Source organism: Desulfotomaculum sp. OF05-3 (genome assembly GCF_003435535.1).
GTDB classification, from domain to species: domain Bacteria; phylum Bacillota; class Clostridia; order Lachnospirales; family Lachnospiraceae; genus Pilosibacter; species Pilosibacter fragilis.
In genome coordinates, this window is record NZ_QWGO01000020.1 from 1 (window position 1) to 23,419 (window position 23,419).

Annotated in this window: 21 protein-coding genes and 1 pseudogene; 14 read left to right on the forward strand and 8 right to left on the reverse strand. The window is 50.6% G+C overall.

Features of this window, described 5'->3' with window-relative positions; all coding sequences use genetic code 11:
* The first annotated feature begins 206 nt into the window (after positions 1 to 206).
* From DXA87_RS11230 to DXA87_RS11240, 3 genes are all read left to right on the forward strand, one after another.
* Positions 207 to 1,427 (forward strand): diaminopropionate ammonia-lyase, encoded by a 1,221-nt coding sequence (locus DXA87_RS11230; RefSeq protein WP_117504425.1) that lies wholly within the window; start codon positions 207 to 209, stop codon positions 1,425 to 1,427.
* 160 nt (positions 1,428 to 1,587) lie between these two features.
* On the forward strand, positions 1,588 to 2,376 hold the full coding sequence (locus DXA87_RS11235) for a tRNA threonylcarbamoyladenosine dehydratase (RefSeq protein WP_015553535.1): 789 nt from the start codon (positions 1,588 to 1,590) through the stop codon (positions 2,374 to 2,376).
* Positions 2,377 to 2,726: 350 nt separating this feature from the next.
* Positions 2,727 to 4,118, forward strand: coding sequence for an alanine/glycine:cation symporter family protein (locus DXA87_RS11240; RefSeq protein WP_117470707.1), 1,392 nt, complete (start codon positions 2,727 to 2,729; stop codon positions 4,116 to 4,118).
* Positions 4,119 to 4,290: 172 nt separating this feature from the next.
* On the opposite strand, the gene DXA87_RS11245 is transcribed toward DXA87_RS11240, so the two are convergent.
* A complete protein-coding gene (locus tag DXA87_RS11245; protein ID WP_015553525.1) occupies positions 4,291 to 4,719 on the reverse strand; it encodes a hypothetical protein in 429 nt (142 codons plus the stop codon).
* Between the two features lie 199 nt (positions 4,720 to 4,918).
* Between DXA87_RS11245 and DXA87_RS11250 the strand changes: the two genes are divergently transcribed.
* Positions 4,919 to 5,182: a helix-turn-helix transcriptional regulator gene (locus DXA87_RS11250; RefSeq protein WP_015553524.1), complete on the forward strand. Its 264-nt coding sequence runs from the start codon at positions 4,919 to 4,921 to the stop codon at positions 5,180 to 5,182.
* Here the strand turns inward: DXA87_RS11250 and DXA87_RS11255 are convergent.
* Entirely contained in the window at positions 5,136 to 5,546 is a 411-nt protein-coding gene (locus DXA87_RS11255) for a helix-turn-helix transcriptional regulator (RefSeq protein ID WP_117470705.1), read from the reverse strand. The two genes, DXA87_RS11250 and DXA87_RS11255, sit on opposite strands and share 47 nt — an antisense overlap.
* Before the next feature lie 592 nt (positions 5,547 to 6,138).
* Entirely contained in the window at positions 6,139 to 7,503 is a 1,365-nt protein-coding gene (locus tag DXA87_RS11260; RefSeq protein ID WP_117504428.1) for an MATE family efflux transporter, read from the reverse strand.
* Positions 7,504 to 7,826: 323 nt separating this feature from the next.
* Between DXA87_RS11260 and nudC the strand changes: the two genes are divergently transcribed.
* Entirely contained in the window at positions 7,827 to 8,711 is an 885-nt protein-coding gene (gene nudC / locus DXA87_RS11265; RefSeq protein ID WP_117472116.1) for an NAD(+) diphosphatase, read from the forward strand.
* A gap of 353 nt (positions 8,712 to 9,064) precedes the next feature.
* On the opposite strand, the gene DXA87_RS11270 is transcribed toward nudC, so the two are convergent.
* Together DXA87_RS11270 and DXA87_RS11275 are read right to left on the reverse strand one after the other, a co-directional pair.
* Entirely contained in the window at positions 9,065 to 9,961 is an 897-nt protein-coding gene (locus DXA87_RS11270; protein ID WP_015553520.1) for a LysR family transcriptional regulator, read from the reverse strand.
* Positions 9,962 to 10,220: 259 nt separating this feature from the next.
* On the reverse strand, positions 10,221 to 11,111 hold the full coding sequence (locus DXA87_RS11275; RefSeq protein ID WP_117504430.1) for a DUF4392 domain-containing protein: 891 nt from the start codon (positions 11,109 to 11,111) through the stop codon (positions 10,221 to 10,223).
* Between the two features lie 411 nt (positions 11,112 to 11,522).
* Between DXA87_RS11275 and DXA87_RS11280 the strand changes: the two genes are divergently transcribed.
* Together DXA87_RS11280 and DXA87_RS11285 are read left to right on the forward strand one after the other, a co-directional pair.
* Positions 11,523 to 11,855, forward strand: coding sequence for a DUF3870 domain-containing protein (locus tag DXA87_RS11280; protein ID WP_015553518.1), 333 nt, complete (start codon positions 11,523 to 11,525; stop codon positions 11,853 to 11,855).
* A 269-nt stretch (positions 11,856 to 12,124) separates the two neighbouring features.
* Positions 12,125 to 13,024: a YitT family protein gene (locus tag DXA87_RS11285; RefSeq protein ID WP_117472122.1), complete on the forward strand. Its 900-nt coding sequence runs from the start codon at positions 12,125 to 12,127 to the stop codon at positions 13,022 to 13,024.
* A 209-nt stretch (positions 13,025 to 13,233) separates the two neighbouring features.
* Here the strand turns inward: DXA87_RS11285 and DXA87_RS11290 are convergent, their stop codons facing one another.
* Complete coding sequence (locus DXA87_RS11290) at positions 13,234 to 14,088, reverse strand: ABC transporter permease (RefSeq protein ID WP_015553516.1); 855 nt, start codon at positions 14,086 to 14,088, stop codon at positions 13,234 to 13,236.
* Positions 14,089 to 14,230: 142 nt separating this feature from the next.
* Positions 14,231 to 14,989, reverse strand: a pseudogene (locus DXA87_RS11295) (ATP-binding cassette domain-containing protein); the annotation flags it as partial.
* 546 nt (positions 14,990 to 15,535) lie between these two features.
* On the opposite strand from DXA87_RS11295, the gene DXA87_RS11305 reads away from it, so the two are divergent.
* Genes DXA87_RS11305 through DXA87_RS11315 form a run of 3 tightly spaced genes read left to right on the forward strand, consistent with a single transcriptional unit; the run spans position 15,536 to position 18,885 of the window.
* Positions 15,536 to 16,852, forward strand: coding sequence for an efflux RND transporter periplasmic adaptor subunit (locus tag DXA87_RS11305; protein ID WP_242998043.1), 1,317 nt, complete (start codon positions 15,536 to 15,538; stop codon positions 16,850 to 16,852).
* Between the two features lie 3 nt (positions 16,853 to 16,855).
* Positions 16,856 to 17,680, forward strand: a complete 825-nt coding sequence (locus DXA87_RS11310; RefSeq protein WP_117470698.1) for an ABC transporter ATP-binding protein — start codon at positions 16,856 to 16,858, stop codon at positions 17,678 to 17,680.
* The gene (locus DXA87_RS11315; protein WP_117504438.1) at positions 17,674 to 18,885 is read left to right on the forward strand and encodes an ABC transporter permease; all 1,212 of its coding nucleotides are present in this window, start codon (positions 17,674 to 17,676) and stop codon (positions 18,883 to 18,885) included. Before DXA87_RS11310 ends, DXA87_RS11315 begins: the two co-directional genes overlap by 7 nt.
* Positions 18,886 to 19,017: 132 nt before the next feature.
* Here the strand turns inward: DXA87_RS11315 and DXA87_RS11320 are convergent, their stop codons facing one another.
* Positions 19,018 to 19,500, reverse strand: a complete 483-nt coding sequence (locus DXA87_RS11320) for a hypothetical protein (RefSeq protein ID WP_158553073.1) — start codon at positions 19,498 to 19,500, stop codon at positions 19,018 to 19,020.
* Between the two features lie 233 nt (positions 19,501 to 19,733).
* Here DXA87_RS11320 and DXA87_RS11325 point away from each other — a divergent pair, with 233 nt between their 5' ends.
* The 4 genes from DXA87_RS11325 to DXA87_RS11340 are packed head-to-tail and all read left to right on the forward strand — an operon-like array spanning position 19,734 to position 23,221.
* On the forward strand, positions 19,734 to 20,393 hold the full coding sequence (locus tag DXA87_RS11325) for an HAD family hydrolase (RefSeq protein ID WP_117504442.1): 660 nt from the start codon (positions 19,734 to 19,736) through the stop codon (positions 20,391 to 20,393).
* A 21-nt stretch (positions 20,394 to 20,414) separates the two neighbouring features.
* The gene (locus tag DXA87_RS11330; RefSeq protein WP_117504444.1) at positions 20,415 to 21,695 is read left to right on the forward strand and encodes a metal ABC transporter substrate-binding protein; all 1,281 of its coding nucleotides are present in this window, start codon (positions 20,415 to 20,417) and stop codon (positions 21,693 to 21,695) included.
* Positions 21,692 to 22,402, forward strand: coding sequence for an ABC transporter ATP-binding protein (locus DXA87_RS11335; protein WP_117470694.1), 711 nt, complete (start codon positions 21,692 to 21,694; stop codon positions 22,400 to 22,402). The genes DXA87_RS11330 and DXA87_RS11335 overlap by 4 nt, the downstream gene beginning before the upstream one ends.
* The gene (locus DXA87_RS11340; RefSeq protein ID WP_117484230.1) at positions 22,403 to 23,221 is read left to right on the forward strand and encodes a metal ABC transporter permease; all 819 of its coding nucleotides are present in this window, start codon (positions 22,403 to 22,405) and stop codon (positions 23,219 to 23,221) included.
* Positions 23,222 to 23,419: the final 198 nt, after the last annotated feature.

The following is a 23,419-nucleotide window of genomic DNA, read 5'->3' on the forward strand; positions in this document are numbered from 1 at the left end:
GATTATGCGGTAGTTTATGGTGAATTCATGTACAAGGCGATCGAAGAGGCGTAAGCCGATTGTGATGTGTGAAAAAGTATAGGAGGAAGACCTTTTGTGGAGAGATTCGTGAAGGGTCTTCCTTTTTAATATCCGGATTTTTACTGCGAATTTATGGCACGTATGTTATAATTTTATAATTGAAAGATCGTGGAAAGGGGATTCTTATGGCAAAGAAATTAGAAGAGGAATGCGGAACAAAAGTTTTGATGAATGTACCGGAAGTGGATCAGGTGGATCTTTCGGCGTTTTCTGAGGGAAAGGCGAAGGAGACGAGGAGATTTCATGAGAGTATTCCGGCGTATAACCGGACACCGCTGGTGCAACTGCGGGGGCTTGGCGGCAAGCTTGGTGTAAAAGGAATCTTTGTGAAGAACGAGGCGGAGCGGTTCGGGATGAAGGCGTTTAAGGGACTGGGCGGAACGTATGCGATGTTTCGGATCCTGTGCCGGGAGCTGGGGCTTGATCCAGGAAAGGTGGATTTTTCGGAATTTCAGAAAGCGGATGTGCGGGAAAAGACTGCGAAGTACACGTTTGTGACGGCGACGGATGGAAACCACGGAAAGGGCGTTTCCTGGGCTTCCGGGCTCTTTGGGGCACATGCTTACGTCTATATGCCGAAAGGCACCGTAAAGGCTCGTGAGGAGGCTGTACGGCAGGCTGGTCCGGCGGAGGTGACAGTCACAGACTGGAATTACGATGATACGGTAAAATACGCGAAGAAGATGAGTGAGGAGCACGGATGGTTTCTGATCCAGGATACTTCCTGGGACGGATATGAGGAGATCCCAGGCTGGATTATGGACGGGTATCTTACCATGGCATCGGAGGCGGCGGAGCAGACCGAGGCAGCGGGAGAGATTCCGACCCATGTGTTTTTGCAGGCAGGCGTCGGCTCCATGGCGGGGGCTGTCGCAGGATATCTTGTAAACCATTACGGGGAGAAGGCGCCGAAGATCATGATCGTGGAGCCGGACGTGGCGGATTGTATTTTCAGATCCGGGGAAGCGGGGGAACTTTGCTCGGTGGACGGAGCGCCGGAGACCATCATGGCGGGATTAAACTGCGGAACACCGTGTAAATCTATCTGGCCGGTGTTAAAATTGGTTCCTGCGGCTTACATCACCTGTAAAGACTATGCGGCTGCCCATGCCATGCGGGCATACGCAAAGCCGGCGGGGGATGACCCGGTGATCGTATCCGGCGAATCCGGGGCATCGACTATGGGAGCTGTACTGATGCTGTTGGAACGCCCGGAACTTGAGTCTGCGAGAAAGGCGCTGGGACTTGGAGCGGATTCCGTGATCCTGCTGATCAACACGGAAGGTGATACGGATCCGGTGTCCTATCGGAATATTGTGGAGTGCGGGGCGTATCCGTTGCCGTAAGTCTAACAACAGAGTGATCGAGGGTACGGTACACGTGCAATGTCAGTAACTGATCGAGTGGTGAAATCGCGAAATAATGAAGCACTCTCTTTACACATATCAAACTAGTGGGTATAATGGTATCTGGTCAATTGAAGTACAGACAGGATTGGAGTTAGATATGTTAAATCAGTTCTCGAGAACACAGCTCCTTTTAGGAGCGGAAAATATGGACCGTCTCGCGAAGGCAAAGGTGGCGATCTTTGGCATCGGCGGAGTCGGCGGATATGTGGCTGAAGCGCTGGCGAGAAGCGGAGTCGGCTCTTTTGTGCTGGTGGATGACGATAAGGTCTGCCTCACGAACATCAACCGACAGATCATCGCGACGAGAAAGACCATCGGACAGTACAAGGCGGAGGTCATGCGTGACCGGATCCTGGAAATCAACCCGGACGCCCAGGTGGAGGTCAGAAAGTGCTTTTACCTTCCGGAAAACGCCGACGAATTTGATTTCACGGAGTATTCCTATGTGGTGGATGCTGTGGACACCGTGACAGCAAAGCTTGAGATCATCATGAGAGCCATCAGCTGTGAGATTCCGGTCATCAGCAGCATGGGGGCAGGAAACAAGCTGGACCCGACACAGTTCCATGTGGCAGATATCTATAAGACCAGCATGTGTCCGCTTGCGAAGGTCATGCGCCGCGAGTTAAAGAAGCGCGGAGTGAAGAAATTAAAGGTGGTTTATTCCACAGAGCCTCCGGTAGAGCAGCAGGAAGACATGAGCATCAGCTGCCGGAAAAACTGTATCTGCCCGCCGGGCGCAAAGCATAAATGCACCGAGCGCCGCGCAATTCCTGGAAGTATCGCGTTTGTTCCGTCCGTTGCGGGACTGATCCTGGCGGGGGAGGTCGTGAAGGATCTCTGTGTGATGCCGCCGAAGAAAGCGGAGCAGCAGGAGAACGCGTAGTTTTCTTTGGGGCAGCATGAATTTAAACTGCATTTAGAAAGATGAAAAAGGATACCAAAGAGGTGTCCTTTTTTATTTACGCGAGCAACGAGCCAAAGTCCATGATTGAATGAGACCTTGGAGACTGCCGCAATAACTTGAGAAGCTCGCTAATATAACTGATAATTCATTCCCACATACGAGCTATTCATAAGGATTATTTGACAGCACACATTATAAACGTGTATAATAAAAACTTGTACATGCCAATTTAACAGACTGGCGCGTTTTAGTATTGAAGCTTGAAATGTACGCTTTGGGGGAGCGGGTGCCTGTCTGTCATGTTATATCGAAAAGGAGAAAATTTACTTATGGTAACAGCAGTTGTCGAAGCGGTGTACCGCTTCTTATGGGGAGACCTGTTTACGATTCCGCTGGGGAATGGAAATGGGATCGGGATCCCGCTTCTTGTTTTGCTTTTGATCCCGACGGGAGTCTATTTTACGATTCGGACAAGATTTCTTCCGATCCGCCTGTTTCCGGACATGATCCGGGCTTTGAACGGAAAGAAACAGGAGGAAGGCGGCCTGTCGCCGATCCAGACTTTGTTTGTATCCACAGCGACCCGCGTGGGAATGGGAAACCTCGTGGGAGTCGTTGCGGCGATCTCGGCAGGCGGCGCCGGTGCTGTGTTCTGGATGTGGCTGTCGGCGGCGCTTGGGGCCTCCACAGCGTTTGTGGAGGCGGCTTTAGCGCAGCTTTATAAGGAAAAGGACCCGCTCTACGGCGGTTACCACGGTGGTCCGGCTTACTATATCCACAGCTATGCGGAGAGGGTGAGAAAGAAGAAACTGAAATGTTCCGTGATCGCGGTCCTGTTTGCGCTGTCTGGTCTGATCTGCTGGGGCGGAATCAGCCAGGTCATCAGCAACTCTGTGGCGTCGGCGTTTGAGAATGCCTTCGGAATTTCGCCGCTCGTGACGACGGTAGTCCTCGTCGTGATCTCTGCGGTGATCGTTATGAGAAAGAACGCTACGGTCCGCGCCCTTGATGTGATCGTCCCGATTATGGCGGGCTGCTATTTTGTGATCACCCTGTTTATCATCGCGACACATTTGAGCAGCGTTCCTGGCGTGTTTGCGAGGATCTTTGCGGAAGCCTTCGGACTCCGCCAGATCGCGGCGGGCGGCTTTGGCGCGGTGCTCATGAACGGCGTGAAGCGCGGCCTGTTCTCCAATGAGGCTGGTTCCGGTTCCGCACCATGCGCGGCGGCTGCGGCGGATGAGAGCGATCCGGTAAAGGTCGGCCTCGTGCAGGCGCTTGGCGTATTTATCGACACCATCGTGATCTGCAGCTGCACGGCGATGATCATGCTGCTCGTCCCGGAAGAACTGACGACGGGGCTTGCGGGAATGGATCTTTTACAGAAAGTCATGAGCTACTATATGGGTGAGTTCGGTGTGGTATTTATCGCGGTGACGCTGGCGTTATTCAGCTTCTCAACGTTTCTCGGTATCCTGTTCTACGCTAGATCCAACGTTGCGTATCTGTTCGGAAATCGTTGGATTTATCAGACACTCTACAAGATCTTTGCTTTGATCATGCTGTTCGTCGGCGGACTGCAGGCGTACACGGTGGTGTGGGATCTCGGAGACGTGGGCGTTGGTCTTATGACGGTGTTTAACCTGATAGTGCTGTTTCCGCTGTCAGGGGAGGCACTGCGGGCGCTGAAGGAGTATGAGGAGAAAAAGACAAATAAGTAAGAAATAAAGTAACTGTTCTGCAGGTCTGCGCACTTGCCGCGTTGACTGTATGAGATACAGGGAGAAGGCGCTGAACAGTTACAAAATAAAGAAAAAAGATCTGTCAGGATACCGAAGATAGTTTCGTACGGTATGCTGGCGGATCTTTTTTATGGACTTTTCCTGGGAAAAACTAACCGCGGATTCTTGCATGGACTCCGGAAGTGAGATCCGGATGGCGCAGACCGCAGATCCGCTTTTCGGTTCCGCCGCCGATAAATACACGCTTCCAGACGTCCTGGTTTAATTCATCATCGTGGACATACACTTCGATATCGCTCATCGTCGGAAGAGGATCGCCGCCGAGCGTGAAGTTTCCGGCCGCATCCTGGAGCAGAATTCCTTCCTTCACGATATCCTTCTGCATGTAGGAAGAGACGAACTGCGCGGAGGAGAGGTGGGTGACAAGTTCTAACATCAGGTCTATTTTCAAGCTGTCCTCAGCGGACATTTTCGTCTTATTCAGTGCGTCCGTGAGCTGTGATTCATATTTTCCGAGAAAACTGCTGCACGCAGATTCCAGCTCGGAGAGATCCTGTTTTAATTCTTTTGTGATTTCCATAAATAAATCCTCCTTTGAAAAGTTGTATATTTAAGAGATCTGCTCCTGTGGTGCGGCAGCAGGATCATATTATTTTGGTTTGATAATGCATACCAATAAAATCTTCTTGTGACATCCAGTGAATGTCATGACTGTTTCAATAATAACATATATTGTTTGGAGTGACAATTAGTGAATGCCAAACAAGGAGTGTTATTATATGTACAAAAACAAGTCAATATCCGGCAGGAACAATATCTGCGGGATCAAGATCCGTGAACTTCGCAGCAGGATGAACGATGTTTCACAGAAACGACTGGCGGATATGCTTCAGCTTCTCGGTCTGGACCTTGATAAGAACGCGATCCAGAGGATTGAGAGCGGAAAGAGGTTTGTGACCGATATTGAACTGAGATACTTCGCAAAAGTCTTAAATGTCAGTTATGAGGAGCTTTTGAGTGAGGACACTCCTGAGGCAGATTAAAGATTCCTGAGTAACAGGTTCCCGCGAAGGTATCTGCCCGTGCCACATGCCGCCTTTTTGCGGAAAAGTCATCTTTGTCCTGGACCAGATAGGCAATCTCGTAAGGAAGGCTGTCATCGAAGATACGGTGGTAAGCGACACTTCCGTCCTCATGGACCAGAAGCCTTTCCAACGGAACCTTGAACAGCTCACCGAGGACCAGCATATTCGGAAGAGAGGGGAGCGATTCCCCGCGAAGCCACTTATAGATCGACTGGGGACTGTCCAGTTCCAGTGCATCCTGGAGATCGCGGACTGTCATCTTTCTTTTTAACATTTCATCCCGGATCTTTTTTCCGGTCAGCGTTTTCGATAATTCTTTCATACATCATCCTCCAAATTTCCAATCAGGGCAGACTGATGTCAGCTGTCGGCCATTAAAAAATGTTTCTGACAGCGGGTAATGTTAAGTATTCTTGTAACTGTTCAGTAGGTCTGCGCACTTGCTGCACTGACCGTAAGAAAACATAGGCTGGAAGGCAAAAATCCCCTCAGCGAAGCTGATCTGGAATGGATTTTTGCACGTAGCTATGAAGGTACTGAATAGTTACGTATTCATTAATTTTCATAGGGAAACGGACGACGGATCCTTGTCGCCGGTATATGAGACTTAGAACCTCTGTTTTGTAAGTAGCTATATCATACTATAAAATTCGCGGTTTGTCTTGAACTAAAAGGTTAAAATCACATATTTTTTGAAAAAATTTTATAAGAAAATGCTGACGGACAGAAATGCAGATCATCGGAGAATGCGAAAAGACGAGGAATGATTTTGAACTTCGGAAAAGAGGTAATAACAAAAAGGCATGTAAACTTAAGTCTGGCAAAGCCGTTTCATACACGGAAATAACCGGGAAAAACGACCTGTCAGGACGTAAGCCTACATGTCTGAAAAATTCGATTCTTTAATTAAAAAACTATTTTCCCTGCTGTGCTTTCAACGGAATGATCTCCTTACGGTACACATGGACAAGGCACACACCGCTGAAGATGATCGCGAAAGCTTCGGCGATCGGGAAGGCAAACCACACGGTGTGAAGACCACCGATCCTTGCGAAGATAAATGCCACCGGCAGAAGAACGACAAGCTGACGGAACACGGAGATCCATAAACTCAGCATTCCATGTCCAAGTGCCTGGAACAGGGAAGTACAGACGATGGAGCAGCCCGCAAACAGGAAACTGATGGAGATGATCCGGAGTGCCGGAATGCCGATGGAGAGCATCGTATCGGAGGCGCTGAAGATCATTAAAAGCTTATCCGGCATGAGCTGGAAGACAGCGAAGCCGCACAGCATGATCGTTGTAGCGTACACAGCGGCCAGCTTTATGGTTCCCATAATTCGGTCCGGTTTTCCGGCACCGTAGTTGTAGGCGATGATCGGAACGGTTCCGTTGTTTAAACCGAAGACCGGCATGAACACGAAGCTCTGGAGCTTGAAGTAGACACCGAATACAGCTGTCGCCGTGGAAGAAAAAGCGATAAGGATCTTGTTGATTCCAAAGGTCATGATACTTCCGATGGATGCCATGATGATGGACGGAACGCCCACCGCGTAAATGTGGCGGATGATCTCACCGTTGGGCTTAAAGCTCCTGAGGGAGATCGTGATCTCGTGGTTTTTCGTCTTATTTAAGTAAAAACCGAGGCCGAAGGCGATGATCTGTCCGAAAACAGTGGCGCCTGCGGCACCGGCGATCCCGAGAGCCGGTGCTCCGAAGTAACCGAAGATCAGGATCGGGTCCAGGACGATGTTGATGATGGCGCCGAGTCCCTGGGTGTACATGGAGTAAATCGTTTTTCCGGTAGACTGTAAGAGACGCTCACATGCGATCTCCATAAAGAGTCCGAAGGAAGCGATCGTGCAGACTCTCAAATAAGTAGTTCCGAGATCCACAATCTCCTCGATATCGGTCTGGAGACGGAAGAACTGTCTCGCAAAGAAGAGACCGAAGAGCGCGAATACGATGTAGCTCATAGCCGCCAGGAACAGCGCGTGGTCCGCGATCCTGTTGGCGCGATCAAAGTTCTTTTCGCCGAGATTTCTTGAGAGAGCAGCATTGACACCGACGCCGGTTCCGGTCGCCACGGCGATCATCAGGTTCTGCGCCGGGAACGCCAGGGATACGGCGGTCAGGGCATTCTCGCTTAACTGCGCGACGAACATACTGTCCACAATGTTATAGAGTGCCTGGACGAGCATCGAGATCATCATTGGTACGGACATGGAGATCAGAAGCCGGTTTAGCGGCATGACGCCCATTTTGTTTTCTGTTGCCATTTGGGTAACTCCTTTCGTAAAACATAGATAACCGTGAAGAAATTTCACGGTTACAAATAAACATACATTCTCCCTTTGTGAAGGGACACTGAATGGCATTATAAGGCAAATGAACATGTTCGTCAACCGAAACAGGGAAACATATGGCGGAGTTTCTTTGAGGGACTGTGCAGAGCGGAAGGTTTTGATGGATTGACAAAAATGAATGCCCGTCGTATCATGGAAATGATGTGAAAATTTTAAGATTTTACCGGTCCGGCAGCAGAAACTGAGAGGTGCTGCGGGGAGGCAGAAACTTATGTCAACGAATAAGGAGTATAGGAATGATCCAGAATATCAACCCGCATAAATTTGACCTGACCTACGGACAGCCGAAGGCGCAGGATGAGGACTTTGTCCTTTATATAAAGAAGAGTAAGACACTATTAAGAAAAGTGGACGAGGAAAATCACGAGATTCCGAAGTTTTCTGATTTCCCGGAGGACAAAGAGCTGCTGAAAGAAAGCGCGTATTATCTGTTCGCCATCGATGGAAATCATTATTACTATGTGACGAAGATGCCGAGATATGATGCCGATGTCTATGAACTCTGTTCGACAGCGGCGTACAGAAAGATGCATCCGATGTATCAGGCTTTCGCGGGAATCACGGCGACACAGATTCATCGCTTTAAAGAGAGCAGAAAGTACTGCGGATGCTGTGGTCATCTGATGGAGAACAGCAAGACTGAGCGTGCGTTAGTGTGCCCGGAGTGCGGACAGACGGAGTATCCGAAGATCTCTCCGGCTGTCATCGTTGCGATCTCCGACGGGGACAGACTTTTAATGTCCAGATACCGCGTGAACAACAACCCGTACCGCGGATACGCGCTGATCGCCGGTTTCGTGGAGATCGGGGAGAGCTTTGAGGAGACGATCCACCGTGAGGTCATGGAGGAGGTCGGACTGAAGGTCAAGAACATCCGCTATTATAAGAGCCAGCCATGGGCATTCTCTGACACGGAGATGATCGGATTTTTTGCGGAGTTAGACGGACCGGATAAGATCAAGCTTCAGGAGGATGAACTCTCTGAGGCGGGATGGTACCACCGCGACGAGATCCCGGATGAGACGATGATGAACAGCATCGGAAGTGAGCTTAAGATGGTGTTTAAGTATGGAAGTCTTGAGAAGTTTTATGAGGTGACTGGGTATAAGGACCAGAATTAGGGATTTGGTTTGTAAAAACGCGTGCGGAGACTGCGCCTGGAGGAGTGGTTGAGCGTACATAAGAAAAATGAGAGTAACTGTTCAGTAGGTCTGCGCACTTGCTGCGCTGACCGTAAGAAAACCTAGGCAAAAAGGCAAAAATCCATCGGCGTAGCCGATTTGGAATGGATTTTTGCATGTAACTGTGAAGGTACTGAACAGTTACAAATGAGAAACTAAAAAGAGCCGGGAGCTGGATTTTGTAATTGATCGGAATTCAGTTCCTGGCTCTTTTTTTGCGGGCGATTCGTACTTATATTGTTTGTTTGCCAATTCTGGGAAGATCGGTATTAAAAATGCCCGCGATTGTCAGATCATGCTTTGTGGAATGTCCGGGAGAATTCCATGAATTCTCTCAGGGTATCCGGCATATCCTGAGGATGGCAGCAGAAGCCGATGACGCGTTTCGGGATCGGGATATCTAACGGGATCTCAATGAGTGTACCGTTTTTCAAGTCATCCTCGACGAAATCTTTGATGACGCAGCCGATTCCGAGTCCGATCCGGGAGAATTCGATGAGGAGTTCCATGTCGGTGGTCTCCAGGATCTGGTTGATCTCGATCTGGTTGTCAGCCAGGTAGGCGTCCACATGTTTCCGGCTCATATTGGAGCGGTTTAAGAGCATGATATTTCCGGTTTTAAAAATATCGGTGTCATTGCCTTCTCTCAGATGGAGGTTTTCCAGATAGGCCGGAGTACAGACGAATGCATCGCTGATTTCCATTACCGGCTGGAAGTGGAGGCCTTTTTTGCTTTTTGGTTCCGCCACGAGTCCGATATCGATCTTTCTGGCATCCAGCATGTCGAGGGTCTGGTAGGTGGACTGGCTCTCGATGGCGATGTTTACGTGCGGGTATTTTCCGATGAATCCTTTTAAGTAGGGGAGAAGGACGTATTTGCACAGGGTGTTGCTGACACCGATCTTCAAGTTCCCGATATGGAAATCATGGATCCGCTTCAGTTCGCGTTCGCCGCGGCCGATGGAGTCGAAGGCGGTGTTCACATGCTGGAAGAGGATCGCGCCTTCTCTTGTTAGTTGGACGCCGCGGGAGTTTCGGCTGAAGAGTTTGATGCCGAGGCTTTCTTCAAGTTTGCTGATGGCTTTGCTGATGGCAGGCTGACTGATGTAGAGTTCTTTGGCGGCGCGGGAGATGTTGCCGCAGCGGGCTACTTCGTAGAAGATTTTGTATTGTGACAGGTGCTGTTCCATAAAAATACTGCCGTCCGGGTGGGACCGCAGGAGTATAACCCCCTTTCATATGTGGTATTCGTATTATTTATGTCTATTATATAGAATGGGGGTGGGGAATGTCAATATGAAATGTGCGGGGGATTGGCTAAAGGGTACGTGCTGGCCTGGGATGTGGCTGCGGGTACCCAGGCCAGCGCTGGGATTGGCTGCGCGAGGGTGGCCAGCCGAGTGTATTGGCGGGATCGCAGGCGCTGCGCTGTGCGATATGGAGATTACTTTATGCAATTGCACATATGTCCAGTTCTTTCTTTAAGATGTCGTTAACAGAATCCAGGATTCCGAGATGCGTCTCGAGATCCAGGCGGTCGACGGTCATTTCGTTCTTTTTGGTGCAACCGTCTACGCTGCCGGCGGCTACGGCGAGGCGGAGAGACTCGGTCTCTTCCTCGCGGGTCGGGAGGAGATTTTTTTCAGCGAAGAGGGAGCAGAGGGCGGCGATACCAATTCCCCACCAGTTGGAGACGCCGCTGGCGAGGGTGATGTCGGCGGATTCAGCGGTGCAGATTGTTCCACCGAAGGGAACGAAGTGTTCGATCACGTCGCGGTAGGTGCCCATGCCCATCTCGTTGCCGCCGTCGCCGATGGAGATGGTGGTGGCTCCGGATTTTTTTGCTTCGGAGAGAAAGAGGGCGGAGTCAGTGATCATGTCATCGAGGACTTCGCCGCGCATGCTGTGGTAGTGGCCGTTGGCGGCTTTACCGGGGCGTTCTAAGGAGATGAGGTGAGTTGGGGCGAAGGTTTTGATGCAATTTCGGATGAAGTCGTCGGTGTCTGTTTTAGGGAGCATCATGAGTTTGGCTTTTGGAGCGCGGTAGCAGACAACGTCGCTTACAATGGAAAAGGCGGGCTCATCGGTGATCACGAGGACGGAGGCGCCGAGAGCGGTCAGGACTGCTGCAATATCAGCGGTGCCTAAGGGGCCGTCGGTTTCACCAACAAAAGAGCCGTCGCTGAGTCGGACCGGAAAGCCGGTTAAGAGAATGACACGGCGGGCGTCCGCGAGCGTGTTTAAGGTTTCCTGGATCGGATTGTCCGGGAGTGCTTTTAAGAGCCCACGGTTTCCGAAATCCTGTTTCATAATGGTATCCAGATCTTTAAAAAATGTCATGGTATTTATCCTCCAAATATGTTTGATGAGGGGGAAAACTTTTTTCGCTGCCGTGTGTATGAAAAAGCCGATATGGATCGTTTTTCGGATTTCAGGCAACAAAAAAAGCCACTGATCCCCTGTTGGAAGATTCATGGCTCTTATTTACGGAGGGAACATCCGGGCAGGAGTCCCGATAAATAAAAGAATCTGTTTTCGTTGTCTCTAGTCTAGTGGAAATGCATAGAAAAGTCAATGGAAAACGAATATATTTTGTGATATACTATGTAACGGGCGCAAAAGTAAAACAAGCGGCACCGCAGATGACATTTGTTTTTCTTGCGCTGTCAGCAAAGGTTTCGTCTGCGTGAGCGGGCAGGTCGGTTACTATGAGCAATTTCTTATATCGGGGAACAAAAAGGGGTATATTATATGGAAAACAAAAACACGATCCTTGTGGTCGGCCAGGCAAAGCCGAGCAAAGAGGACGCGATCTACAATCTCCACGGGGAGTTCTATATCAGCCTGATCGTGGAGCGTGATACGGGAAAGATCCTGGAGCTGGACTGCAACACGATCCTTGAGGTGACGAAGCAGTTCGTGGCATCCATGTTTGTGGGGAAGAGCCTGAGGACAGACGTTCCGCTGATCGAGAAGGAGATCAGGGAGCGCTATTTTGCTTTGACGCAGAAGCCATTGATCGCGTGCATGAAGGATGCGTGCAACCGGTACCTCACGGCGATCGGGGAAAACCGCGGAAAATAATTGTACAGATGCGGAAACAAGAGAATAGAATTTTTAACATTATTAAGCCGGAGTTCTCCTCCGGTTGTTTTTTTCTCGTTTTTCAAGAGACCGATTGACAATCAAAAAAATCATGATAAAGTTAGGAAGGTCGTTTTTCTAATACCCCATACAAAACGGCAAAGAATCTGAAAACAATGGACCGATTCGGGAAAATACACCATTTGATTTATCAAATACAACAATACCGGATCGCAGCACCAAGAGTATGAAAAAGGAGTACCCCACTTATGAGTTCCTGGAATGATGTTACCAAAAAGGTACGTGAAATACGGAAAAATTTTGTTGTCCGCTGTGCGATTTCCTTCGTGGCAGTTCTGGCATCTGCCCTTCTGCAGTCTTATGTAATTCTGGCCTTTATTCGTCCGGCAGGCCTTCTGTCCAGCGGATTTACGGGACTTGCGATTTTGATCGACCGAATCGCTGAACTGTATGGATTTACCGTCTCGACATCTTTGGCGCTCGTTGTTTTAAACCTGCCTGTTGCCCTGATGTGCTGCCGCAGCATCAACGTGAAATTCACGGTGTTTTCGTTGCTGCAGGTATTTTTTGCAAGCTTTTTCTTAAAAGTCTGCCACTATACTCCGCTATTTGAGGATCTGACCCTGAATGTGATTTTCGGCGGTGTGCTTTACGGACTGTCCGTTGTCCTTTCCTTAAAAGGAAACGCATCCACAGGTGGTACCGACTTTATTGCCCTCTATGTTTCCAATAAGACCGGAAAGTCCATTTGGAACTATGTGTTCATGGGAAATGTGTGTATCCTTGTAATTTTTGGACACATGTTCGGTTGGGAGTATGCAGGATATTCCATCCTGTTCCAGTTCATCTCCACAAAGATGATCTCCACCTTCCATCACCGCTATGACCGCGTGACCTTACAGATCACCACTGAGAAAGCGGAAGAGGTCATGAAGGCGTATGTCAGCAAGTATCACCACGGTATTTCCTGCGTGGACGCCATCGGCGGCTACAGCCACAAAAAAATGTACCTGCTCCACACCGTAATTTCTTCCTATGAGATCAACGATATCGTCCAGCTGATCCAGGAAGTAGATGAAAACGTGATCATAAACGTATTCAAAACAGAAGACTTCTACGGCGGATTCTACAGAGAGTCCTTGGACTAGCTTAAAATCAAAAAATATTCCCCAGAAGACATGCCCCATTATATGGGCGGTGTTTTCTGGGGATTTTTGTTTGTGAGACTATTTCTTCCAGTCACTGATGAGAGTGGTGCATGATGTTGGTAAAAAAATTTGTTTAGAAAGATTTTATGGATTAACGGATTGTCATACATCCGAAAAACCTACCGATACCAGAAACTGTGGATGGGATTCTACTGCCTACACCTCCGTTCCAGCACTGCCACCGCCTGATACAGGATTGCGGACAGAATACAGAGGATCACGATGGACATGATCACGAGATCCAGCTTGAAGACCTGGCTGCCGTAGATGATGAGGAAGCCAAGGCCTGCCTGGGCGGAGAGAAACTCGCCGATGATGACGCCGACGAGGCAGAGACCGATGTTGACCTTCATGTTGCTGATGATAAGTGGAACAGAGCCGGGCAGCAGGACCTTTGTGAGGACATCCTTCTGTTTTCCTCCCAGCGTGTAGATCAGACGGATCTGGTCAGGATCCATGGAGAGAAAGCCGTTGTAGAGCGTTAAGATCGAGCCAAATACCGCCACAGAGACCGCCGCCGTGATGATCGTCTTCATGTTGTTGCCCAGCCATACGATGAGCAGCGGCGCGAGAGCGGACTTCGGCAGACTGTTCAATATGACAAGGTACGGTTCCAGAATCTTTGCCAGCCGCCTGCTGGACCAGAGCGCCACCGCGCCGAAGATCCCGATCCATGTCACAAGAAAAAAGCTCAAAAGCGTCTCCAAAACCGTGACTCCCGTGTGGTAAAAGATCGTCCGGTCTGCCGCCATGGAAAGAAAACAGGAGAGCACCCGGGACGGGGAACTGAAAATAAAATCGTTCAGGATCCCGATCCGGGCGCTGATCTCCCAGGAAAAAAGAAACAGGACCAGAAATAAGATCCTGCAGATGAAGATCTGCCTCCGGATCCGCCGCTCCTGCTCCAGATACCGGCACTGGGCCGGGGAGACCGCAAGATCCGCTGCCGGGATCACAGCCCGGTGCCTGCGCAGGATAAAAGAAGCGATACTATGAAATCTCATCCGGCTCACCTCCCACATTGACGGCGGTCATGTGTCCGTTTCTGGCTGCCGGTGCATTCTCATCACCGGATTCAGTTCCATTGATAATATCTGTATCTCCAGATCCGGCCCCATCGACAATTGACGTATCATCACCATTCCCGTTCCCAAGAATCTTCCACAATTCATTAAAATAAGAAGAAAACTCCGGATAATTCCGCCGCTTCAAAGGACTCATTTCATGGTTCGGAAACCGAATCACAAGCTCCCCCTTGATCGTCCCCGGTCTGTTCGTCAGCACCAGGATCCGGTCCGCTGTGCTCACCGCCTCCGAAAGATCATGGGTGATCAGGATAGCCGTTTTCTTTCTGCTGCGGATGATCGAACTGATATCATCACAGACCGAAAGCCTCGTCTGATAATCCAGAGCAGAAAACGGCTCATCAAGAAGCAGAAGATCCGGCTCCAAAGCAAGAGTCCGGATCAAAGCAGCCCGCTGCCGCATCCCCCCGGAAAGCTCCGACGGATGCGCATCGTAAAAATACTGAAGTCCATAAGAATCCAGAAGCTCCTTCACCCGGCTCAAATGCTTTGAATCACACTTCCTCCGCACCTCAAGCCCCAGTGAAACATTCGAAAGGATCGTCCGCCACTCAAACAAATGATCCCTCTGCAGCATGTACCCGATCCCCGAAGCCCCCTTCCCGACAGAAACCCCGTCCAAAAGAATCTCCCCCCGCTCAGGGGCCAAAAGCCCGGCAAGCAGAGAAAGCAACGTAGACTTCCCACACCCGGACGGCCCGACAATACAAAGAAACTCGCCGGAATTCACATGAAACGATATATCAGAAAGGGCCTTCGTCTCTCCCTCCATGGTATGGTAGGAATAATCCACCCCTCTAACTTCCAATTTCGGAGTCATGGATACCTCACTCAAACGTACTTACTATAAAATATGTAAAAACCTCTCATCCGTGAGCCAACCGTCAAAACAACAGCACAGTACACAACTATTATGCAGCACTGCTTATTCCTTTCTCGTCCCTCAGCACAGCCACATCCTCAACGCACAGCGCAGCGCCTGCGCTCCCGCCAGTACACAGCACAGACCAGCTTTCAGATCCGGGCGATTGATTTTCGGGGCATGGCTTCCTCTTGGCTCGCAGAAGAATGCGTTGGAGGAGCGTGGACACTTGTTTGAGCGCAAGCGAGTTGTGTCCACGCTTCTCCGCCCTTAGCATTCTCCTGCAAGCCTAGAGGAACCGCCCCGAAAATCCTCTGAGCCCGGATCTGAAAGCTGGTCTGTGCGTACCCCCCGCCAATTCACCTCTCCCCCAAAAAACGTAAGAAAATCGCAAGAAAACCGCCAGATAAAAGACCCAAGAAAGAAACATTTCCCTGCTATACTAAATTCCAGTGTTAAAATAATCACATTTAACATAGAAAACCTCGGAAGGAACACATGAGTATGAGCAGTGAAGAAAAAATCTCACCAGAAGAATTCGACAAAGAACTGGACTCCCTACTGGCCGGAACCACAGAAAAGAAACCCAAAAACCCAAAGAGAAAAAAGATCATAATCGCCGCCGCCATTGCCATCCTCGGAATCATCGGCATCAAACTCCTGTCCGGCGGAAAAGACATGGTCCCCGTTGTGGACACTGTGACCCCAACCCGCAAAACCATCCAAAACCGCCTCACCGTCACCGGCCCCATCTCCGGAACCGACAGCGTAGACGTCGTCTCAAACCTCCACGCTGAGATCCTCGAAATTCCCGTAAAAGAAGGCGACAAAGTCACAAAAGGCCAGCCCCTGGCAGTCCTCGACGATTCCGACGTAAAAAAAGAAGCCGACATCGCCAAAAACGACTACGACCTCGCCGTGACCACCTGCGCCGAAAAAGATAAAGAAGCAAGAAACGGCTACGCCAAAGCCATCCAGGACCTGAACACCGCCCAGGCCAACTACGACCGCACAAAAGCCCTCTTTGATGGCGGCAGCGTCCCAAAAGTTGATCTTGAGACAGCGGAAAACGGTCTCCACGACGCAGAACGGGAATGCGACTCCTACACAATAAAAAACGGATCCGCCGTCGCCGATGACTCCTACCGCCTCCAGATCGAAAAAGCAAAATTCGACTACGAAAAAGCCGTAGAGCAGTTAGATAATACGATCTTAAAAGCCCCTATCGACGGCACCGTCGTCCGCGTCAACACAAAAGTAGGCCGCTTTGCCGACAAAATGGAAAACGACGCCCCGCTCTTCGTGATCGAAAACCTCGATAACCTGGAACTCGAGATCAAAGTCAGCGAGTACACCATCGGAAAAGTCGCCGTCGGCCAGGAAGCCGAGATCTCCGCGGACATCTTAAACGGTGAGACCGTCCACGGCGAAGTCATCTCGATCTCCCCGACCGGCGAAGAAAAAGGCGGCGGTTCCAGCGAGCGCGTCATCCCCACAAAGATCCGCGTCACAGATCAGGACACAAAACTGATCGCTGGAATCACCGCCCGCGCGTCCATTGTCCTGGAAGAATCAGAGAACGCCCTGACAGTCCCAGTCTCCGCCGTGATGGAAAAAGACGGAACGAACTACGTCCAGGAGATCAGTGACGGAACCGTATCCTGGGTTCCGGTGGACATCGGTGTGGAAGGCGATGTGGAGATGGAGATCATCCCGGTGGAAGGGAGCTCCCTGGATGAAAACTCCGTCCTGATTGCGGAGCCGGGAGAGCAGTACACAGATGGAATGGCAGTCACATCATCCGGAAAACAGGGGGAATAAACAATGTTTGAAAAACTGACAAGATCCCGCTACATGACGGAAAACGTGACAGACGAGCTGATCCGCCTGGAAAACCTCGTAAAGATCTACGACACAGGCGCGATCCGGGTCATGGGACTAAAGAAAATCAACCTGACGATCCACCGGGGCGAGTTCGTTGCGATCATGGGACACTCCGGATCGGGAAAATCTACCCTGATGAACATTTTAGGCTGCCTGGACCGCCCGACACTGGGTCACTATTACCTCGACGGGATCGACACGGCGGCCCTGTCCCCGGACGAACTCTCCGCGGTGCGGAATAAAAAGATCGGCTTCGTGTTCCAATCCTTCAACCTGATCTCCAGGACATCGGCGTTAAAAAATGTGGAGCTCCCGATGACCTACGCGAGGATCCCGAAAAGAAAAAGGACGGAGCGGGCCATGGAACTGTTGGAGTGCGTGGGGCTGGAAAAACGCGCCGGACACATGCCCAATGAGATGTCCGGCGGACAGAGACAGCGCGTTGCCATTGCGAGAGCGCTGGCGAACGAGCCGCCGCTGATCCTGGCGGATGAACCGACGGGAAATCTCGATACAGCCGCGTCCATCGAGATCATGGAGATCTTCTCGGAACTCCACAAAGCGGGAGCCACAGTGATCGTTGTCACCCACGAGGAAAATATCGCCGCCTTTACGGACCGGATCATCCACTTCTCGGATGGTCAGATCATCAAAGATGAGATCAACGAAAACCCGACAAAAGGAAGTGGTAAAGTCCACATGAAAGGTCTCTACAGACACTTCCAGAAAACAGCCGGAACAGAGAGTGGGGTGGTCGGATGCTAGGCGAAAATATGATCATGGCCTTCCATGCAATCATGGCGAACAAGATGCGCTCATTCCTGACCATGCTGGGCATTATCATCGGAATCGGTTCTGTCATATCCATCGTTTCCATCGGCGATACGATGCGCGGACTGTTCGCGGACCTCTATAAGGACGCGGGGGCCACCCAGGCGGTGGTATCCATCGGATACAATGTGGAGGATGTGCGGGACAGCGATTACTTTACCCTGGATGAACTTGATAAGATCAAGGAGATCTTTGGGGATGAGATATCCTATATCGACAGTTACGCCAGCGTAAATTCAGAAGTCCTTGCAGGACGGACAAACATGAAATTTGACTTCCAGGGGATCGACTGGAATTTTAGCGATGTCCAGCCGGTGACCATGATTTCCGGACGTTATTTAAACGAAGGAGATATCCTTGGACGAAAGAAAAATGTGGTGATAGAGGAGGAGAGTGCCAGAAAACTTTTCGGAACGGAAAACGCGGTGGGAAAGACCTTCCGGACCACCGTCTACGGGGATACAGATATGTATACGGTAGTCGGTGTCTACAAAAAAGAGATGAGCGCCTTCCAGAAGCTTTTGTCCGGAGGTTCCGGCGATACGGGATCCGCGTATATCCCGTATACACTGCTCACGTGGCCGAATGACCAGTTCTATTACTGCCGCCTGTACGCGAAAGAGGGAACGGACATGGTAAATTTCATGTCAAGGCTGACGGTGTATCTCGGGAAAATCAAGAATAGAAACGCGGAAGATTTCTATACGAATACGGTGGCGGATGAGATGGGATCCATCGACAGCCTCATGGGCGGACTTTCCATGGCCGTGGGCGGGATCGCAGCGATCTCTCTCCTGGTGGGCGGCATCGGGATCATGAACATCATGCTGGTGTCCGTCACGGAAAGGACCCGCGAGATCGGTATCAGAAAGGCGCTTGGAGCAAGGACCCGGGATGTCCTGATTCAGTTCCTGACAGAGTCCGCGATCCTGTCAGCTCTGGGCGGAATCATCGGTGTTCTTCTCGCTGTGAGTCTCGTGACGGCAGGCGGGGCGGCGCTTGGACTCCCTGTTGTGATCAAACCTGGGATCATCCTTCTTGCGGTATCCTTTTCGGCCGTAGTCGGCATCTTCTTTGGGATTTACCCGGCGTCGAAAGCCGCAAAGGCGGATCCGATCGATGCTCTGAGATATGAATAAAGAGGAACTGCCGATCAATGGGACATATGCAAGAAACGTATTATTGGAACGGATGCTATATGGACCGGCAAAAAATCCCCGCAGGATGCGGAAAAACGATCCTGCGGGGATTTTTAAAATTTATGCCAGTGACTATTCTACAAGCGCACCATTCACGTCAACGGTGTATCCGTCCGGAGTCTCACAGTTTACCATGAGAGTGCCCTTGAAGCCATCGCCTTCCTCGTGGAAGTAGTACCACTTGCCGCTTATCTCGTGCCAGCCGGTGAAGAGAGCGCCGGTCTTAAGGTCCATGTAGTACCAGTTGCCGTCATCCTTTACCCATCCGGTCTGCATGATATTGTCATGACCGAAATAGTACCAGGTTCCATCGATCTCCAGCCAGTAATCGGTAGCTTCGAGACCTTCCGCAAAGTGATATTTGTAGGTACCGTCAGAGAGCTTCTCCCAGGCACCGCCTGCCGGGGACTTTAAACCGCGGCGGCGTCCGCCGTTTGTGCTGCGTTTGTATGTGCCGGATACAACAGTTCCATCTATTGTATCAGCAGCCTGAGCTGTGATCATGGTTCCGAGAGCCAGTGTTGCAGCGAGAGCTGCGATGCAAAATTTTTTCATAAACGTACCTCCTGGGATTTCGTCTTTTGGTACAAAAATGCACATAAAATATATGTAGATTTGTCCTTTTCATATAGATATATCCTAATATGGAAACTGGAAAGAGTCAATGGGATTTAAAGGAAATTTTCGGAGCCCTATATATGCGCAGAAAGGTATTGTCATTTTTTTTTTAGTGTGATAAAATGAGTGGCACAGTTTTTGATTCGTTTTTGCTTTATATGGAGGCAGATATGAAATATAAGTGTCTGATCTTTGATCTGGATGGAACGCTGGTAAACTCGATCCATGCGCTGACATACTGTACGAACCTTTCACTGGAGAAGTTTGGGCTCGGTCCTTTGACAGAGGAACAGATGATGACCATCGTCGGCGATGGATATAAAATGCAGATGAAACGTTCCCTCGCGGCCTGCGGGGATACGGATGAGGCGCACTACGAGGCGATCCTCCCTGTATATATGGAGATATTCGGAAAATACTGTAACTATGAGATGCATCCTTACGATGGAATCGTGGAGCTCACATCGAAGGCGAAAGAGCTGGGTTTAAAGATTGCTGTTGTATCCAACAAGCCTGATGCCCAGGCGAAGAAGACCGTAGAATATGTATTCGGCGCGGGATATTTTGACACGGTGATCGGGGAGCAGGAGGGCGTTCCGAAGAAGCCGGATCCGTCGGGAGCATTGAAGGCGGCGAAGATCTGTGGCGCGGATCCGTCAGAGTGCCTGTATTTTGGAGATACGAATACGGACATGAAGACTGGAAAGAACGCGAAGATGACGACGGTGGGAGTTCTCTGGGGATTCAGGGGCCGTGAGGAGCTTGCGGCATTCCAGCCGGAATTTCTGCTTGAGAAACCGCTTGATATCTTAATGGAGATTGAAAAGTAGCTGTTTGGCAGACCTGTGCAGATGCGGCATGACTTATCAATGTGCCATAAAAAGGTGACATCAGCCCGCGCGTTAGATACCGGAGGAAATGGATTGAAGTATTTTAGAAAAACAAGACGAAAACGGATAGAAGCATGGCTCACCGCAGCGATGTTTCTTTTTGGTACCCTGACAGGCTGTGGTTCTGTTAGTGACACACACGGAGATGTGGGAACTCCGAATGATGGAAAGCTGAAAGTTGTAACGACCCTGTTCCCGTACTACGATTTCACGAGACAGATCGCGGGGGATGCCGTAGATCTTTCCATGGTGATCCCGGCGGGACAGGACAGCCATTCCTTTGAGCCGACACCGGCAGATATCCGCCTGATCCAGAACGCGGACCTTCTGATCTGCAACGGTGGTGCCATGGAGCAGTGGGTGAGCCAGGTTGTGGCATCCCTGGATTCGGAGAGCTTAAAGGTCATCACGATGATGGACTATGTGGATACCGTGGAGGAAGAGATCGTGGAAGGCATGGAGGACGCAGGTGAGGAACATCACCACAGCCATGCGTCGGCAGACGATACCCATGATGACCACGACCATGATGAGGCGGTCCATGCTGATGACGATGATCATGATCACGATCACGATGCGGAAGATCATGACCACACGGATGATGAACACGATCACGATGCGGAAGATCATGACCACACGGATGATGAACACGATCATGATGCGGAAGATCACACACACACGCACGATGATGACGACGCGGATTACGAGATCGAATATGACGAGCACATCTGGACTTCCCCGGTGAATGCCATGAAGATCACCCAGGTGATCACGGACACGCTTCAGGAGATGGACCCGGCAGACGCGGACATCTTTGCGGCAAATGCAGAGGATTATCTCGGGAAACTTGAGAATCTCGACCAGGAATTCCGCGATGTGGTAAACGGCGCGGACTTAGACCTCATTGTCATGGCGGACAAGTTTCCGCTCCGCTATTTTGCGGACACTTACGGACTCCGGTACAGGGCTGCGTTTTCCGGCTGCGCCTCCGACACTGAGCCAAGCGCAAAGACCATCGCATACCTGATCGACAAGGTGCGGGAGGAACAGATCCCGGCGGTCTATTACCTGGAACTCTCCAGCCACCGGGTGGCGGAGATCATCAGCGAGGAGACCGGTGCGAAGCCGCTGTTATTTCACTCCTGTCATAACGTGACGAGAAGAGAGTTTGATAACGGCGTCACCTATCTGGAACTGATGGAACAGAATGTTGTCAATTTACGGGAAGGACTTTATCGATGAACCAGCCATTATTAAAATGTGAACATGTGGACTTTGGATATGAAAATTATGACGTGGTGAAGGACGTGTCCATGGAGATCAATCCTGGGGACTACCTCTGCATCGTCGGCGAGAACGGATCCGGAAAGAGCACCCTGATGAAAGGACTCCTGGGACTTATAAAGCCCACCGGCGGTGTCCTGACGCTGGCGGACGAGTTGAGACGGTCCGGAATCGGATATCTCCCGCAGCAGACCCCGGCCCAGAAGGATTTCCCTGCGACGGTACAGGAGGTCGTGATCTCCGGCTGCCTTGGAAAGCGTGGAAACCGACCGTTTTACTCGATGGAAGAGCGGAAGCTTGCGGCAGTCAATATGGAAAAGCTCGGAATCACGGATCTCAAAAAGAGCTGCTACCGGGATCTCTCCGGCGGACAGAAACAGCGTACCCTGATCGCGAGGGCCCTCTGCGCTACGGATAAGCTCCTGATCCTGGACGAGCCGATCACGGGACTTGACCCGGCATCCACCCAGGATTTCTATGCGGTGATCCGCCATCTAAACAGGGACGAGAAGGTGGCTGTCCTCATGGTCTCCCACGATATCGGAAATATCGTGACCCAGGCCAACAAGATCTTACAGTTGAAACAGACGGTCCAGTTTTACGGGACCGTGGATGAGTATAAGAAATCGGAATTCGGAAGAGAATTCCTCGGAGGTGAGAACTAAATGGGACTTTTACAGGAAATGTTTTCCTATCCGTTTCTCGTGCGGGCGATGATCGGCGGTATCTGTATCTCGCTCTGCGCATCGCTCCTGGGAGTCAGCCTTGTGCTGAAACGGTATTCAATGATCGGTGACGGACTGTCCCATGTTTCCTTTGGGGCACTCTCTATCGCGGTGGCCTTTAACTGGGCGCCTCTCGCGGTATCGATCCCGGTGGTGGCAGCGGCGGCGGTCCTGCTTCTTCGGATCACGGGAAACGGAAAGATCAAGAGTGACGCGGCGATCGCGATGATTTCCGCAGGATCTCTCGCCATCGGTATCATCGTCACATCCCTGACGACGGGAATGACGACGGATGTCAGCAGCTATATGTTCGGAAGTATTTTAGCAATGAGCCGCGAGGACATGTGCTTAAGCGTAGTCCTGTCCCTGGTGGTCCTCGGCATGTTTGTGATCTGCTACAACAAGGTCTTTGCCGTGACCTTCGATGAGAGCTTCGCGAAGGCGACGGGTGTGCGGGTCTCCGCCTATAACCTTCTGATCGCGGTCCTGACTGCCATTACGATCGTTCTCGGTATGAGAATGATGGGTGCCATGCTGATCTCGAGCCTTGTGATCTTCCCGGCACTGACATCCATGCGGGTATTTAAGAGTTTCCTCGGCGTTGTGGTATCCTCGGGCGTTGTGTCTGTGGTGTGCTTCTTTATCGGGCTCATTCTTTCCTATGTATATTCAATTCCGGCGGGAGCCAGCGTTGTTGTGGTGAACCTGGCGATGTTCGGGGTGTTCAGTGTCGTTCAGATGGTGAAGCAGTCGAGATAGGGGAGAAACAGCAGGATGCCAGCAGATACGTAATCGCAAGCGCTCAATGAGGCTGGATTTTGCCAGATCCTGAAGACTGTACAAGAAAACAATATTATATGAGAAAATTTCTCGTATTTCTGCCGCTTTCCAGACATCCGCTGGAAGCGGCAGTACTTGACTTTGTTAGAAAATGTGTTAAAGTTAGTAATTGGTAAT

What these genes read in the sequence shown, in the direction of transcription:
- DXA87_RS11230 (WP_117504425.1), top strand. Translation starts at nt 207, where the DNA reads ATGGCAAAGAAATTAGAAGAGGAATGCGGAACAAAAGTTTTGATGAAT.
- DXA87_RS11235 (WP_015553535.1), top strand. Translation starts at nt 1,588, where the DNA reads ATGTTAAATCAGTTCTCGAGAACACAGCTCCTTTTAGGAGCGGAAAAT.
- DXA87_RS11240 (WP_117470707.1), top strand. Translation starts at nt 2,727, where the DNA reads ATGGTAACAGCAGTTGTCGAAGCGGTGTACCGCTTCTTATGGGGAGAC.
- DXA87_RS11245 (WP_015553525.1), bottom strand. Translation starts at nt 4,719, where the DNA reads ATGGAAATCACAAAAGAATTAAAACAGGATCTCTCCGAGCTGGAATCT.
- DXA87_RS11250 (WP_015553524.1), top strand. Translation starts at nt 4,919, where the DNA reads ATGTACAAAAACAAGTCAATATCCGGCAGGAACAATATCTGCGGGATC.
- DXA87_RS11255 (WP_117470705.1), bottom strand. Translation starts at nt 5,546, where the DNA reads ATGAAAGAATTATCGAAAACGCTGACCGGAAAAAAGATCCGGGATGAA.
- DXA87_RS11260 (WP_117504428.1), bottom strand. Translation starts at nt 7,503, where the DNA reads ATGGCAACAGAAAACAAAATGGGCGTCATGCCGCTAAACCGGCTTCTG.
- nudC (WP_117472116.1), top strand. Translation starts at nt 7,827, where the DNA reads ATGATCCAGAATATCAACCCGCATAAATTTGACCTGACCTACGGACAG.
- DXA87_RS11270 (WP_015553520.1), bottom strand. Translation starts at nt 9,961, where the DNA reads ATGGAACAGCACCTGTCACAATACAAAATCTTCTACGAAGTAGCCCGC.
- DXA87_RS11275 (WP_117504430.1), bottom strand. Translation starts at nt 11,111, where the DNA reads ATGACATTTTTTAAAGATCTGGATACCATTATGAAACAGGATTTCGGA.
- DXA87_RS11280 (WP_015553518.1), top strand. Translation starts at nt 11,523, where the DNA reads ATGGAAAACAAAAACACGATCCTTGTGGTCGGCCAGGCAAAGCCGAGC.
- DXA87_RS11285 (WP_117472122.1), top strand. Translation starts at nt 12,125, where the DNA reads ATGAGTTCCTGGAATGATGTTACCAAAAAGGTACGTGAAATACGGAAA.
- DXA87_RS11290 (WP_015553516.1), bottom strand. Translation starts at nt 14,088, where the DNA reads ATGAGATTTCATAGTATCGCTTCTTTTATCCTGCGCAGGCACCGGGCT.
- DXA87_RS11305 (WP_242998043.1), top strand. Translation starts at nt 15,536, where the DNA reads ATGAGCAGTGAAGAAAAAATCTCACCAGAAGAATTCGACAAAGAACTG.
- DXA87_RS11310 (WP_117470698.1), top strand. Translation starts at nt 16,856, where the DNA reads ATGTTTGAAAAACTGACAAGATCCCGCTACATGACGGAAAACGTGACA.
- DXA87_RS11315 (WP_117504438.1), top strand. Translation starts at nt 17,674, where the DNA reads ATGCTAGGCGAAAATATGATCATGGCCTTCCATGCAATCATGGCGAAC.
- DXA87_RS11320 (WP_158553073.1), bottom strand. Translation starts at nt 19,500, where the DNA reads ATGAAAAAATTTTGCATCGCAGCTCTCGCTGCAACACTGGCTCTCGGA.
- DXA87_RS11325 (WP_117504442.1), top strand. Translation starts at nt 19,734, where the DNA reads ATGAAATATAAGTGTCTGATCTTTGATCTGGATGGAACGCTGGTAAAC.
- DXA87_RS11330 (WP_117504444.1), top strand. Translation starts at nt 20,415, where the DNA reads ATGCGGCATGACTTATCAATGTGCCATAAAAAGGTGACATCAGCCCGC.
- DXA87_RS11335 (WP_117470694.1), top strand. Translation starts at nt 21,692, where the DNA reads ATGAACCAGCCATTATTAAAATGTGAACATGTGGACTTTGGATATGAA.
- DXA87_RS11340 (WP_117484230.1), top strand. Translation starts at nt 22,403, where the DNA reads ATGGGACTTTTACAGGAAATGTTTTCCTATCCGTTTCTCGTGCGGGCG.